This is a genomic window from Pseudoalteromonas prydzensis (assembly GCF_001661495.1).
Lineage (GTDB): Bacteria > Pseudomonadota > Gammaproteobacteria > Enterobacterales > Alteromonadaceae > Pseudoalteromonas > Pseudoalteromonas prydzensis.
This window is the reverse complement of the sequence record NZ_BDDT01000004.1, coordinates 127,469-140,786: the sequence shown is the minus strand read 5'-3', so window position 1 is coordinate 140,786 and position 13,318 is coordinate 127,469. Positions and strand designations below refer to the sequence as shown.

The 13,318-nt window shown below is 40.2% G+C and carries 14 protein-coding genes and 1 pseudogene; 10 read left to right on the top strand and 5 right to left on the bottom strand.

Annotated features, from left to right (window positions below):
* Window positions 1-13: 13 nt before the first annotated feature.
* The 3 genes from A7968_RS10120 to A7968_RS10110 all read right to left on the bottom strand — a co-directional run bounded on the left by A7968_RS10120 (window position 14) and on the right by A7968_RS10110 (window position 1,967).
* On the bottom strand, window positions 14-466 hold the full coding sequence (locus tag A7968_RS10120) for a regulatory protein RecX (protein ID WP_064666631.1): 453 nt from the start codon (window positions 464-466) through the stop codon (window positions 14-16).
* An 11-nt stretch (window positions 467-477) separates the two neighbouring features.
* Window positions 478-1,266 carry a BPSS1780 family membrane protein gene (locus tag A7968_RS10115; protein WP_064666455.1) on the bottom strand — a complete coding sequence of 263 codons (789 nt, stop codon included), beginning with the start codon at window positions 1,264-1,266 and terminating at the stop codon, window positions 478-480.
* A gap of 77 nt (window positions 1,267-1,343) precedes the next feature.
* Window positions 1,344-1,967, bottom strand: coding sequence for a GTP cyclohydrolase II (locus tag A7968_RS10110; RefSeq protein ID WP_064666454.1), 624 nt, complete (start codon window positions 1,965-1,967; stop codon window positions 1,344-1,346).
* 477 nt (window positions 1,968-2,444) lie between these two features.
* On the opposite strand from A7968_RS10110, the gene yghU reads away from it, so the two are divergent.
* Window positions 2,445-3,284 (top strand): glutathione-dependent disulfide-bond oxidoreductase, encoded by an 840-nt coding sequence (gene yghU / locus A7968_RS10105; protein ID WP_064666453.1) that lies wholly within the window; start codon window positions 2,445-2,447, stop codon window positions 3,282-3,284.
* 222 nt (window positions 3,285-3,506) lie between these two features.
* A complete protein-coding gene (locus tag A7968_RS10100) occupies window positions 3,507-3,890 on the top strand; it encodes a hypothetical protein (RefSeq protein WP_064666452.1) in 384 nt (127 codons plus the stop codon).
* 28 nt (window positions 3,891-3,918) lie between these two features.
* On the opposite strand, the gene A7968_RS10095 is transcribed toward A7968_RS10100, so the two are convergent.
* Window positions 3,919-5,841 carry an alpha/beta hydrolase family protein gene (locus tag A7968_RS10095; RefSeq protein ID WP_064666451.1) on the bottom strand — a complete coding sequence of 641 codons (1,923 nt, stop codon included), beginning with the start codon at window positions 5,839-5,841 and terminating at the stop codon, window positions 3,919-3,921.
* Window positions 5,842-6,047: 206 nt separating this feature from the next.
* On the opposite strand from A7968_RS10095, the gene A7968_RS10090 reads away from it, so the two are divergent.
* A complete protein-coding gene (locus tag A7968_RS10090) occupies window positions 6,048-6,647 on the top strand; it encodes an FMN-dependent NADH-azoreductase (protein ID WP_064666450.1) in 600 nt (199 codons plus the stop codon).
* Window positions 6,648-6,855: 208 nt separating this feature from the next.
* A pseudogene (locus tag A7968_RS10085) lies at window positions 6,856-7,285 on the top strand (OsmC family protein).
* Window positions 7,286-7,374: 89 nt separating this feature from the next.
* On the opposite strand, the gene A7968_RS10080 reads toward A7968_RS10085, so the two are convergent.
* Entirely contained in the window at window positions 7,375-7,986 is a 612-nt protein-coding gene (locus A7968_RS10080) for a flavin reductase family protein (protein ID WP_064666449.1), read from the bottom strand.
* A gap of 119 nt (window positions 7,987-8,105) precedes the next feature.
* Between A7968_RS10080 and A7968_RS10075 the strand changes: the two genes are divergently transcribed.
* The 6 genes from A7968_RS10075 (at window position 8,106) to A7968_RS10060 (ending at window position 13,254) form a co-directional block, all read left to right on the top strand.
* The gene (locus A7968_RS10075) at window positions 8,106-9,422 is read left to right on the top strand and encodes a DASH family cryptochrome (RefSeq protein ID WP_064666448.1); all 1,317 of its coding nucleotides are present in this window, start codon (window positions 8,106-8,108) and stop codon (window positions 9,420-9,422) included.
* Entirely contained in the window at window positions 9,422-10,936 is a 1,515-nt protein-coding gene (locus A7968_RS10070) for a cryptochrome/deoxyribodipyrimidine photo-lyase family protein (protein WP_064666447.1), read from the top strand. The genes A7968_RS10075 and A7968_RS10070 overlap by 1 nt, the downstream gene beginning before the upstream one ends.
* Window positions 10,926-11,078, top strand: a complete 153-nt coding sequence (locus A7968_RS22905; protein WP_084448133.1) for a DUF2256 domain-containing protein — start codon at window positions 10,926-10,928, stop codon at window positions 11,076-11,078. Before A7968_RS10070 ends, A7968_RS22905 begins: the two co-directional genes overlap by 11 nt.
* A 103-nt stretch (window positions 11,079-11,181) precedes the next feature.
* Entirely contained in the window at window positions 11,182-11,736 is a 555-nt protein-coding gene (locus A7968_RS10065; RefSeq protein WP_064666446.1) for a TFIIB-type zinc ribbon-containing protein, read from the top strand.
* 343 nt (window positions 11,737-12,079) lie between these two features.
* Window positions 12,080-12,226 (top strand): hypothetical protein, encoded by a 147-nt coding sequence (locus A7968_RS23155; protein ID WP_157586716.1) that lies wholly within the window; start codon window positions 12,080-12,082, stop codon window positions 12,224-12,226.
* 32 nt (window positions 12,227-12,258) lie between these two features.
* On the top strand, window positions 12,259-13,254 hold the full coding sequence (locus A7968_RS10060) for a N(5)-(carboxyethyl)ornithine synthase (RefSeq protein WP_227008850.1): 996 nt from the start codon (window positions 12,259-12,261) through the stop codon (window positions 13,252-13,254).
* Window positions 13,255-13,318: the final 64 nt, after the last annotated feature.

The following is a 13,318-nucleotide window of genomic DNA, read 5'->3' as shown; positions in this document are numbered from 1 at the left end:
GTCTCACCCATTTTTACTGTGCTTGCATTGCAAAATCAATTTGTTCGTAACTGAACCCTCGATACATTAAGTAGCGCACGCGCTTAGCTTTTTCTTTCTGATCGAAGTCGTCCTGTGAATTTGAATATTTCTTTAAATACGCATCCTGCGCTAATTGAAACCAGTCTATCTCGAATGATTCAATGACACTTTCTAATAGTGTTCGGTCAATCCTTTTCGCCATAGCTTCACTTTGTATACGTTTTAAGCCATGTTTTTTAGCAATATGACGACGTACAAACCCTTCAATATAGCGCTGCTCATTAATAAAATTGTGCTCTTCGCACCAATCTAATAGAACCTCTATAAATTCCGGCGTCGCCTCTTTTTGCTGTAATTTTTGCGTTAACTCTCGGCGCGAATACTCTTGTCGACCAAGTAACCAAAGCACATAATTTTTTAACTTTTTTTGTAATGCTTCATCCATTTCATCAGCCATTATGCGTCAAAACGACCGCTATCATCATTATGCTGCGGCGATACAGGCTTAGTATCAGCAGGCGGCACAACCGGCATAAAAATAGCTTGGTAAGAAACAAAAAAGCTAATGTAACAAATCGGCATTAAAACCAACAGTGGTAAGAATGATAAGAACATTGAAAACATCATCAATACAGCTGCAATAGCGCCATATACACTCAGTGGTGCCATATTATGATAAAACACCATGAATGAGCTTTTTAGCACCTCAAAAATACGTTTTTGTTGATTAAAGTAAACTAACGGCACAGCATAAGAAAAAGCCGTTAAATACACCGATAAGGCAATTAAAAACAGTGCCACGTTTGCCATTGAAATACTATCAACCACTCGCTGTAAAGCAATGTTAGGGTCAACATTTGGATTACTCATTATCTCAATCGCTTCGGAAAATAAGCCTCCGGCCAATAACGCCATTAACACACCTGCCGCCATTTGATACAGAGCTAAGCGCAACAACCCTAGGCGATTTCCCTTAGCCGTAAACGGCTTTAAGATATCCGCCAGCATAATTTTGCCACCTTGCTGCTTAGTGATCACCGCTTGATAAAACCCTGCGGTTAAAAACGGGGTGGCTAAGGCTGCTATAATTTGTAAAAAAGGTAGAAATAGCGACAGCAAACCAATTATGCCGATAAATAAATGCATAAAAATAAAGGTAAAAGGCTGAGTTTTAAAAATAAGCCACCCAGCTTTAAACCACTTCAGCCCTGCATCGGCCTTAAATACTCGTAATTCAATTGACATACTTGCTCTTAATTAACAACAAAACACGCCGAGTATAACTCGGCGTTGGATCTGATTACATAGACGACCGCGTAAAATTACGGTTTTTTAATCTTCTTTATATCTAACATATGCGCACCATGCTTAATTTTCGTCTCTAGGTACGCTTTATTGCCCGCTAATCCGGCTTTGATATGTGCATGCGTGCCAATCACTGAATCAACTTCAATACCCGCATCTTTTAGGGCATTTAGTTTTTTAGGATTGTTAGTCATAAGTTTTACATGAGTGAGCCCCATCGCTTCTAGCATCAATACGGCGTCAGAAAAATCACGTAAGTCATCAGCAAAACCTAAATGATTATTTGCTTCGTAGGTATTCATACCTTGTGACTGCAATACATAGGCATCAATTTTGTTATACAAGCCAATACCACGCCCTTCTTGGCGTAAATAAAGTAAAATACCACCTTGTTCATGCATCATCTCAATGCATTCGTTAAGTTGTTCACCACAGTCACAACGTGATGAGTGGAAAACATCGCCGGTTAAACACTCTGAATGCATGCGAATAAGCGGCACAGACTGCTCGCTATCCGCATTATTAAATACCAAAGCTACATGCTCTTGGCCATCTTTTAAACCGCTGAATGACACTATCTCTGCGGGTATATCACTGTTTTTGCCAACATTAAGCTGGACTCTAGCTCTTACTTGCGCCACGACAAATCCAAATATTAAAAAGTAATGCGATACTAAAATGTGATATTATCACAAAAATGATTTGCATTGAAAATAATACAACATCGCAATGAGTAGTAACTATATTGAGGCAGTTACTAGCAATTCAAGCATTATACCTCAGTTTAGCGCTGGGCAGAATCGGCAATACAGCACTGCGCTACAAAAACAAATTTTTCGTTGATATTCTGAATCAGCGACACGGATCCGTTAGTATTTATTTCGCTAAAATAATAAGGATCATTATAAAAGCTAGCTATTTACTACTCTGTTTTGCTATTGCTTATCTGGGTTACAGCCTCACCGATGACTCAGCAATTAAAAACCAATTGCCAAGCCATGTTTATTGATTGTGCCATTAGTATGAATTGAAATTTAACTTTACTTCCCTTGCCCTTAATGATCAACTAGGATGGATTGTTCGTAATAACATCTATATCCAACGATTGAGGAGTTTTGATGAGTAACAGCGAAAACTATACCCCACCAGCCGTGTGGCAGTGGGATGCAGAAAATGGCGGTGAATGGGCTAAAACAAACCGGCCAATTGCCGGCGCAACTCACCCTCAAGAGCTGCCAGTTGGCGAACATGCTTTACAGCTATATTCTTTAGCAACGCCGAATGGCCAAAAAGTCACAATCATGCTTGAAGAGCTATTAGAGCTTGGCATTACTGCAGCCGAGTATGACGCATTTTTAATTAAAATTGGTGATGGCGACCAGTTTGGTTCAGGCTTTGTAGGCGTTAATCCTAATTCAAAAATTCCAGCATTGATGGATCACAGTACTAACCCAGTTACGCGCGTGTTTGAGTCGGGTGCCATTTTACAGTACTTAGCTGAAAAGTTTGCAGCTCTAGTACCAAGCGATCACACCAGTAAAACTGAATGCCGTAACTGGTTATTTTGGCAAATGGGTTCTGCTCCGTATTTAGGTGGTGGCTTTGGTCATTTTTATGCTTACGCCCCTTATAAAATGCAATACCCTATTGACCGTTTCACCATGGAAGTGAAGCGTCAACTAGATGTATTAAATCGCCATTTAAGCGACCATGACTATATGGCAGGCAGTGAGTATTCAATAGCGGATATTGCGATTTGGCCTTGGTATGGCTCACTGGTACTTGGGGATATTTATGATGCAGCAGAATTTTTAGATGTTGAGTCTTACACTCATGTAATGCGCTGGGCTAAGCAGATTGCGCGTCGCCCTGCGGTTAAACGCGGCCGTCGTGTAAATCGTACTTGGGGACCAGAAAACGAGCAATTAGCTGAGCGCCATAGTAAAAACGACTTTTAGTCACTAAACATAAAAACGCGGCGAGTATAACTAACCGCGTTTTTATTTGTCTCACTAAAAATACTCATATTTAAGCTTTTCAATAACACCTTGAAGCAAAGTCTATAAGTCTCTTCGCACCTTCAATCTTTGCTGTAAAAACAGCATTATAAAAATGTACTAAGACGGTGCATTTTCACACAAACTTAAGTTATCATATTGTTTTAAAGCAAAGGACTACCCATGAAAAAATTAATTATTTTAGCAGCGACTATCGCTGCATTATCAGGTTGCAGTACTTTGGTGCAGATGCGTAATTTTGATGAAAATTTAGTGCCACAAAATGCAAATACAACACATACACAAGAAAGTGTTGGGGAAGCAATTTTACTCGCTTGTAAACAACTTACTTGGAAATGCCGCATACAAGAAACAGGTAAAATACTAGGGGTGTTAGATATTCGTAAACATCAGCTCCGCGTTAATATTAACTATAATGCAGCGCAGTATGACATTGATTATAAAGACTCGATAAACCTAGATTACAACGGTGAAAAAATACATCGCCAATATGTAAATTGGGTAACAAACTTAACCCGTCATATCGATTCAGAATTAGCGAATTAATAATTAAGGCGACCTTTTGGTCGCCTTATTACTCTTTTAAGTGTTTATCAAAAAAATCTAAAAACGCTTGTAAGGTTTGGATCCGATAAGGTTGATACGACAAATAGTGATCGCCATCTTCAAGTTCAATGTAAGTTACATCTTTATCCTCATCATCTAACTCGTCTTCCATTTCACGGCTATGGTAAACAGGCACTATGTTGTCATCACTGCCATGCACAAGTAATACTGGGCGGTTTATTTGTTTGGCATAATTAACCGGCGAGCTTTTTGCCAGCACATCGTCATCTGTGCCAAATTGCTTTCTAACAATCTCTTTATTAGTAAAATACCGCGCTTGCCTTACTAAGTGCTCTAAATCACTGACACCAGCAAAGCTTGCTGCGCATTTAAAGGTTTCTGGGTGTTTTACTACCGCCATTAATGCTGCATAACCACCATAGCTTGCGCCACCAATGCAAATTTTATCTTTGTTAGCTATACCTTGCTCTACAAGCCATAGTGCGCCGTCTTGCAAATCGTCTTGCATTGCTTGACCAAACCCTTGCACCGACTGCATTAAAAAATCATAGCCATAGCCACTCGAACCACGAAAGTTAGGTTGTAATACGGCATAACCATGATAGGCCAACAACGCAGTCCAGTAATCAAAGTTGCTGTAATCACGCGCCATTGGCCCACCGTGCGGGAATATAATGGTCGGCAGTTTATCGCCTTTTTTATAGCCAACCGGCAAAGTTAAATAACCTTCAATGGCTAAACCATCACGTGCTTTAAAACTAATGTGCTCTTTGCCGCGGTAAATTGTTTCGTCAATGTCAGGATAAGCTGTGGCAAAAACGGACAGCTCATTGTTTTGCCGATCACCGAGCAAGTAAGTCCCTGAAGTTGAATCCGAACTCATAAACAACACATATTTTTGCTGATCATCACTGGTATTTAAAATATCGACTGAAAATTCTTCTGCGGGTAATACATTACGAATAGCGGTTTGTAAGGCAGCTAAATCAGCATCCCAATATTGCACCCCATCAGGTAACTGTGAATGAGTAAATCCAGCAACTTCACCGGTTTTTGGTGAGTAAAAAATATCACCATCAACATCATATTTATCATCGCTGTAAATTAATTCACGTTTTTTAGTGGTTAAATCAAACTTAAACAACGCGTCTCGGCCATTATGAATCGCTTTGATATAAATAAAGTTAGGGTCTTTATCAAAGCCTAAAATAGCAACACTTTTATCGCTAAACGCACTGTATGCAAATAATGTTTCCCAATCACCTGACTGCTGATGCAAAAGTTCATAACTAAACTTATCATCATCCATTTTCTGGGCAATACGCACATTACCTTGGCGATCAGCTATCCAGTCGACCACACTGCTTCGTGCGCGTTGAACTTTCTTTTTGCGCTGATTATTTAAATCAAGTTCATAAACAGCAGGCATATTTGCCACATCGTAGTCGGCCTGGATCAAGACGGTATCTTTTTTGTGTGGTAAAAAGCTAAGCAGTTGATCTTCAAATTGGGGTTGACGTTCATCACGGCCATAATCTGGTTTTGTTGCTATCTTAATTGATTCATTATTTTTGATGTTGTAGCTATACAGACGTGTCGATGCATACTTAATTCCACCGCGTTGGCGTTTAATATACCGAGCGCCTAGCAGTAATACGTCATCGTTTGCCCAGTTATACCAATCAAAAAAGATAGTATGGTCATCAGATTTTAAAATAGACTTAAAACTGGCGTCTTTGGTGTTGTAAACCATCAACACCAATTCACCTTTTACGTTTCTAACAAAGGCGAGATTTTCACCATTTGGAGAAAGCTGTAAGCGACTAAATGACTTTAGTGCAGCAAATGATTCAATTGGTAATTTTGTAGCGGATATCGCACTAAAACAAACACTCCACATTACGCATAATATAAGCAGTTTAAATTTCATAGAAAATTCCATTTTTGTTTTTGCAACTATCTTAAGGGTTAATAGCTGTTTTTGCTAGTCGTTGTTTGGCAAACTAATTCATCAACTGTATTAATTTCCAGTAACCATTCTTTAAAATAGAATGGTTGAACCTATAAATTGCATTATTAATTTATCATACAAAAGGATATGCTTTAAATTAATAACTTGCAATTAATGGAACTGCTATGAAAAACGTATTACTAATTAACTCATCACTTAATGGTGAACAAGGTAACTCACACCAGCTTAGTGAACAATTTATTGCCGAGCTCACGAAAAAGTCAGAGCTTGCTGTTACTCATCGTGACCTTGCTGCAAACCCACTAACGCATCTTACGCAAGCTGAAATGAGCGCGTGGATGACATCGCCTTCAGAGCGTAGCGATGAGCAAAATGCATTAGCGACTATTTCTGATGAGCTTGTTGCTGAGCTACAAAATAATGAGCTGATCGTGATGGGCGTACCTATGTATAACTTTGGTATTCCATCAACATTAAAAGCATGGATCGATCGCGTTGCTCGCGCAGGTATTACCTTTAAGTATACTGAAACAGGCGCGGTAGGATTAGTTGAAAACACCAAAGTGGTAATTCTTGCCGCACGTGGTGGCATGTATGTCGGCTCAGATATGGATACCCAAACTAAGTACCTAAAAGACTTTTTTGCTTTCTTAGGTATTACTGATGTCGCCTTTATTTATGCTGAAGGCCTAAATATGCCAGGCGCTGAACAAAGTAAAGATGCTGCTAGCAAAGAAATTTCAGATTACGTATCAACTCTTTAAGCTTTAGCTCAATAAAACGGCCCTAGTGGCCGTTTTTTAGTTCGATTAGAAAATACTTATTTTCTGAGCAAAACTCATTAATCCCATTTAACTTACACTCTAATTATATGTGGCGTTTATATTGCAGTAGGTATTGTAGTGAGGCTATTTCACTTTAAAAATGTGAAGGCTTTTCACAATCAGCGAAAATATTACAAAGGAGATGAGTATGACGATTAAAAAATCAGCGCTATCACATTGGTCTGGCAATATAAAATCGGGTAAAGGCCATATAAACACCGAAAGCGGTGCGCTAACAAACCAACCTTTCGGCTTCAATACACGCTTTGAAGGGCAAGCAAGGCACCAACCCTGAAGAACTCATTGCTGCTGCACACAGTGCTTGCTTTAGCATGGCACTTTCACTGGCGTTAACAGAAGCCGATTATGTAGCCGATGATATCACCACAAGTGCCGTTGTCAGTTTAGATGAAGTGGATGACGGCTTTGCAGTAAGTCATATTGCGCTGCATGTCGAGGCTAAAATCGCAGGTATTTCTGAGTCAGAATTTAATAAACTGTGTGAGCAAACAAAACAAGGTTGCCCAATTTCAAAATTAATGAATGCAGAAATCTCGCTTTCTACGGCACTCAACTAAGTTAAAAGTTTACAAAAAAATAAGCCAAGTACCTAGTACTTGGCTTTGTATTAAGCGCGTTTTAGAGCCTCGCTAACAGCTATGTATATTTAAAGTTCAGGCCGAATTAAGCTAAATAACTGCTGTGTGGTAGCAAACTCATTGCCGCCCATCTTTCCAACAGTATTCAAGACATGCGGGTCGATATAACCATCAATCAACACGTTGTCATCAATAAAAACCCCTACCACATCAAGTAACATCATTTGACCACCAGCAGATTGCTTTGAAATTGTGATCACTTCACGTAATCGACATTCATAACGCACTTTAGCAGCAGCCACACTTAAAGGTTTTACAACTTGACTGGCTGTTGCCTCAATCCCCACAGCTGCAAACTCACTAACTTGTGAAGGATAATTACCACAGCTTTGATTCATTTGCTCCACCAACTCATGACTAACTACATTAATCACACACTCTTTTGTAGCCAATAAGTTGTTTAAAGTATCTTTATTTTTATTATCACTCGGGTTTACCTGCGTCACACTCAATACTGGTGGATTAACACTGGCCACAGTAAAAAACGAATAAGGAGCAATATTTGCCACACCATCACTGTCGACGGTACTTACCCAAGCAATCGGCCTTGGCGTAATGCCTCCCACTAACTGGCTGTAAATATTAATTTTATTGCCGTCATCCGTTAAATCTAAATACACCTTCGCTTCACCTTAGTTATAAAAATAATTATACATTAGCTCTTTTTTAAACGTGTTTTAAGTTTATTACGTATAAAAATCAGAATGGATTAGCACAACTAAAATGGCAAGTTAATTATATGACACACTCCTTATATTGGTTTACCCATGACTTACGCTTACGCGATAATCAGCTATTACAGCAAGCGTGTGAGCAAAGTTCAAAAATTAGCTTTATCTATTGTATTGATCCTAAATGGTTTAAAAGCAATCGCTTTAACTGCCAAACGTTAGGCGGGCAACGTTGGGCTTTCTTAGTAAAGTCACTGCATGAATTAAATAACCAACTTAATTCATTCGGTCAGCACTTGGTGGTTTATTTTAAAACACCCATAGACGTAATTGGTCATTATTACTCTCACCACAATATTCACGTGCTGTATTGCAGCGAACAAATGGGCTTAAATGAAAGGCGAACACTGGCAGCGATCACCAATAAATATGACACTCTTACACTTAAGCAAAGTAATACTTTTACGCTCTATGATTTGCAGCAGCTGCCGTTTGTAGTTAATGAGCTACCGGCAACCTTCAGCCAATTCCGCAAAAAAATTGAATCTTCTAACCTACTTATAAAGCCAGCTACCGATTTACCACATAATTTTCCTGTGCCATTGATCGCACCGGTTTGTTGGTCTAAATTACTGCCTAAAGTTAACGCTGTCAGTACTGTATTTGATGCAGGCGAAGCTGCCGCTCACCGCCACTTAGAGCTGTACTTTTCAAGCACCGCACCAAGCAAATATAAGCTCACCCGCAATGCCCTTGATGGCATGATAAATTCAACCAAATTTTCGCCCTGGCTTGCCAATGGTAATTTATCAGTGCGGCAAATTATGACTGCCTTACAGCAATACGAACAAAAACATGGAGCTAACGAATCCACTTATTGGATTTACTTTGAGCTACTTTGGCGCGAATATTTTCAACTTTATAGCTTGCGCTATGATAGTCAGTTATTTGCATTTCAAGGGATTACACACCGTAAACCTTTAACTAGTTTTTACCCTGAGCGTTTTGCAAATTGGTGCGAAGGCACAACCCCCTATCCAATTGTTAATGCCTGCATGAAGCAGCTTAATCAAACTGGTTATATGTCTAACCGTGGTCGTCAATTAGTCGCTAGCTGCTTTGTTAATGAATTAAACCTAGATTGGCGTTTTGGTGCAGCTTACTTTGAACAGCAACTGATTGACTATGATGTAGCCGCCAATTGGGGTAATTGGCAATATCTAGCGGGTGTTGGCGCCGATCCGCGTTCTGGTAGACGATTTAATTTACCAAAGCAAACGCAAATGTATGACCCGAATAATAGCTTTATAAATCACTGGCACGGCAATGCAGTTCGCCCGTTAGATACAAACGATGCCGCTGATTGGCCGCTAAGCAAGCTATGATGCGTAAAAAAATAAACATAGTCTGGTTTAAGCGTGACCTACGCCTAAGCGATCATCAGCCTTTAAAAAATGCGTTTAGTAATGGCCTGCCTACATTATTAATTTATAACTTTGAACCTATACTGCTTGAAGATCGACACTACAACGAGCGGCATTGGCGCTTTGTCTATCAATCTATTTGCGACCTAAACATTCAGTTGGCTCGCTTTAATAGCCACGTATATATATTTAATGAAGACATGCAAACCCTGCTTGAATCGCTCAATACGCAGTTTGCAATCACAAACATCTTTAGCCACCAAGAGATAGGGCTAAATAACACCTTTGAGCGTGATAAAGCCATTAAAATATGGTGTCAACATAACGATATCAACTGGCTAGAGTCGCCAACTGGGGCTGTGATACGGGGTAAAAAAAATCGCCACAATTGGAACGAGCGCTGGCAACAAACCATGCAAGCACCTATTGCTATACCTAATTGGAAGCAAATAAAGCCACTCACCCTTTCTGAATACCGAGCACCTAAGCTTGCCAAAGCTTATACGCAAGATAATGAACATTTTCAGCAAGGCGGCCCACGACTTGCTCGTGAAGTAATGCAAAGCTTTTTTGCTGAACGTGGCAAGGGTTATCAAAAAGGAATATCCAGCCCAAGTTTAAGTCGCACCCATTGCTCTAGGCTATCGCCCTATTTAGCATGGGGTAATATAAGCCTTCGGCAAGTGTACCAAAAAGCAATAACCACGTATGACTCGAAGCTCCTAGATAGAAGAGGCTGGAAGCGACCACTCGCGGCGTTTATCTCCCGTTTGCATTGGCATTGTCATTTTATGCAAAAATTTGAAAGTCAGTGCACTATGGAATTTAAAGCGCTTAACCCAGGCTACCACACATTTCCATATCGTGATGACGCACAGGTTACTAGCGATATTCAACGCTGGGCACAGGGTAAAACCGGTATTCCTATTATTGATGCCTGCATGCGCTGTTTAAAAGCCACCGGTTATATTAATTTTAGAATGCGCGCTATGTTAGTTAGTTTTGTTACGCATCATTTAAACATCAGCTGGCAACATGCAAGCCTGCCGTTAGCTAACTATTTTTTAGACTTTGAACCGGGGATCCACTACCCGCAAATACAAATGCAAGCCTCAGTCACGGGCATTAATACTATTCGCCATTACAACCCAATTAAACAATCTGAGGAGCAAGACCCGAGCGGTGAATTTATAAAAAAATGGTGCCCAGAGCTTGAAAAGCTGCCTGTAGAATACTTGCATAAACCTTGGGAGCAAACGCCAATGGAAGCGCTGTTTAACGACTTTAAACTAGGTGACGATTACCCTGCACCGATGATTGATTTAACCAAAGCGTCTAAAGAAGCGAGAGAACGGCTTTGGCAATATCGCGAACGTATTGAGGTTAAGCGCGCTATTCCTGCGATTTTAAAAAAGCATGTAAGCATCGCCCCTAGCTCAAAAAATACCAAGGCAAACCATCACAATGGCTCATAAAAAACTAACTTTACCGCAAAAAACCTGCCCCACTTGCAAACGTGATTTTGCTTGGCGTAAAAAATGGCAGCGCGACTGGGATAACGTTATTTACTGCTCAGAGCGTTGTAAACGCAGTAAAAACGAAGAGTCAACGCGCTAGCTAAAATTTGCAGTTAAACAGAACAAAGCTTTGTTATTGATTCTAAAAATACGGTAACATCATTGTTATTATTAATAATAAATAGCATGAATTAAGGGATACTATGAATTGTACAAGTTGTGGTAAAGGGTTACTTAAACCTAGTTTTATTGAAGGTCAATTTCGTTCACACACATGCACGCACTGTAATGGCCACTGGATACTAATCGAAGACTTTGCAGCTTGGAAAGAGCGTAACCCAAACTTTGCATTTGCTGACAATATCTCATTCGAAGCCGACGCTACAGACACTAAAAAAGCGTTAATTTGCCCAGTATCGGGGGTCATTATGCGTAAGTTTCGTATTTCTTCATCAACTGACCACCGTATAGATTACAGCGCACCAGTAGGTGGGATCTGGTTAGATGCAGGTGAATGGGAATTACTAAAAGAAGAAGGCCTAGCTGGTACATTGAATGCGGTAGTAACACAGCAATGGCAAAACCAAATTAGAGAGCAAAGTACCAAGCAAAACTTTAGTGACATATATGCTGATAAATTCGGCGCAGACACTTATACAAAAGTGAAAGAACTCAGAACATGGCTTAATTCACAACCGCAAAAAGCAGATTTGAGAGCCTACCTAATGGCTGAAGACCCATATTCTGCAGAAAAGTAAGCTGCTAAAAAAGTGGGACTCGCTGTATCGAGTCCTTTTATCACACAATACCCCTGTGTCTTTGTAGTTGTTTAATTTTCTTATTGCTGTGTTAAGCGCATGCGCCACTGTTTTACTGTTATACTCAACCGCTAATACGCAAAAGCCAATCGCGGCTATGCCATATTTACTTTCAACTTGTCATTCTATGCAAGTTAACCACCTGATTTAAAACTGCTTTATATTAAAAACACTAATTTAGTAAATAACAAAACCCTTTACTGAGCACCATTGTTTACAGTCAAGTGTTGCGCTTGCCTGTAAAACAGCCCACAGTTTGTTGGCGAAGTAGCATCATTCGTTTATGAACTCAGCATACTTTAAACAAGGCGATAGCATGAGTGAATTAACTATTGGCGTAATTGGTACGTCACGTAAGACAGATGAGCGACGTTACCCCATCCACCCAGACCCCTTAAGCGCATTCCAGAACAACTTAGAAAACAACTGATCTTTGAACAAGGCTACGGCAAAGCTTTTAATGTGAGCGATGCGCAAATAGCCGCATTAACCGGTGGTGTTGCAAGTCGCAGTGATATTTTAACCAAAATAGGCAGCGTGATCATCGCCAAACCGGTGCTTGCTGATTTACAAGAACTACGTGAAGGTGGCACCCTTTGGGGCTACGTACATTGCGTACAACAACGCGAAATAACCCAAGCTGCAGTTGATAGAAAACTCACTCTCATTGCGTTTGAAGATATGTTTGTATGGTCGCCACAAGGCAATGTTGGCCGTCATACTTTTTATAAAAATAACGAAATGGCCGGCTACTGTGCGGTGTTACACGCACTGCAGCTCAAAGGTATTGATGGACATTATGGTGATCAACGTAAAACCATCATCTTTAGTTTTGGTGCTGTTAGTCGCGGTGCAATTTATGCACTCAAAGCCCATGGTTTTAGAGATATTACGATTTGCATCCAGCGCCCCGATCACGAAGTACGCGAAGAGATCCTCGACTGCCATTACGTTAAAGTTCGCCAAGGTATTGAAGGCGAAGCCCGCATGATGGTGGTTGAACACGATGGTACACAACGGCCACTAACTGAGCTGATCAGCGAAGCCGATATTATCGTTAATGGTACTTTTCAAGAAACTGCAAACCCAGTTAATTTTGTTATTGGATCTGAAGCGGACTGCCTAAAAGCAAACAGTTTAATTATTGATGTAAGCTGTGACGAAGGTATGGGGTTCTTTTTTGCTAAACCCACTACATTTGCAAATCCGATGTTTCGCCATGCAACCACGGATTACTACGCGGTTGATCATACACCTAGTTATTTATGGGAAAGCGCAACACGTTCAATCTCTGCCGCCATGATTGTATACTTACCAACAGTATTAGCAGGCAAGGCACAATGGCAACAAGATGAAACCATCCGCCGCGCGATTAATATTGAAGACGGTATAATCAAAAACACTGCGATTCTAGCGTTTCAAAAACGCCAATTAAACCCGCCTTATAATGCACTTTAGTTATTAAAAGCGGTTGATTTTACAAACATCAATGACCAAGCCGAGCAGTTAATCCTGCTCGACG

What these genes read in the sequence shown, in the direction of transcription:
- A7968_RS10095 (WP_064666451.1), bottom strand. Translation starts at nt 5,841, where the DNA reads ATGAAATTTAAACTGCTTATATTATGCGTAATGTGGAGTGTTTGTTTT.
- A7968_RS10090 (WP_064666450.1), top strand. Translation starts at nt 6,048, where the DNA reads ATGAAAAACGTATTACTAATTAACTCATCACTTAATGGTGAACAAGGT.
- A7968_RS23155 (WP_157586716.1), top strand. Translation starts at nt 12,080, where the DNA reads ATGAACTCAGCATACTTTAAACAAGGCGATAGCATGAGTGAATTAACT.
- A7968_RS10120 (WP_064666631.1), bottom strand. Translation starts at nt 466, where the DNA reads ATGGATGAAGCATTACAAAAAAAGTTAAAAAATTATGTGCTTTGGTTA.
- A7968_RS22905 (WP_084448133.1), top strand. Translation starts at nt 10,926, where the DNA reads ATGGCTCATAAAAAACTAACTTTACCGCAAAAAACCTGCCCCACTTGC.
- A7968_RS10075 (WP_064666448.1), top strand. Translation starts at nt 8,106, where the DNA reads ATGACACACTCCTTATATTGGTTTACCCATGACTTACGCTTACGCGAT.
- yghU (WP_064666453.1), top strand. Translation starts at nt 2,445, where the DNA reads ATGAGTAACAGCGAAAACTATACCCCACCAGCCGTGTGGCAGTGGGAT.
- A7968_RS10115 (WP_064666455.1), bottom strand. Translation starts at nt 1,266, where the DNA reads ATGTCAATTGAATTACGAGTATTTAAGGCCGATGCAGGGCTGAAGTGG.
- A7968_RS10070 (WP_064666447.1), top strand. Translation starts at nt 9,422, where the DNA reads ATGCGTAAAAAAATAAACATAGTCTGGTTTAAGCGTGACCTACGCCTA.
- A7968_RS10065 (WP_064666446.1), top strand. Translation starts at nt 11,182, where the DNA reads ATGAATTGTACAAGTTGTGGTAAAGGGTTACTTAAACCTAGTTTTATT.
- A7968_RS10100 (WP_064666452.1), top strand. Translation starts at nt 3,507, where the DNA reads ATGAAAAAATTAATTATTTTAGCAGCGACTATCGCTGCATTATCAGGT.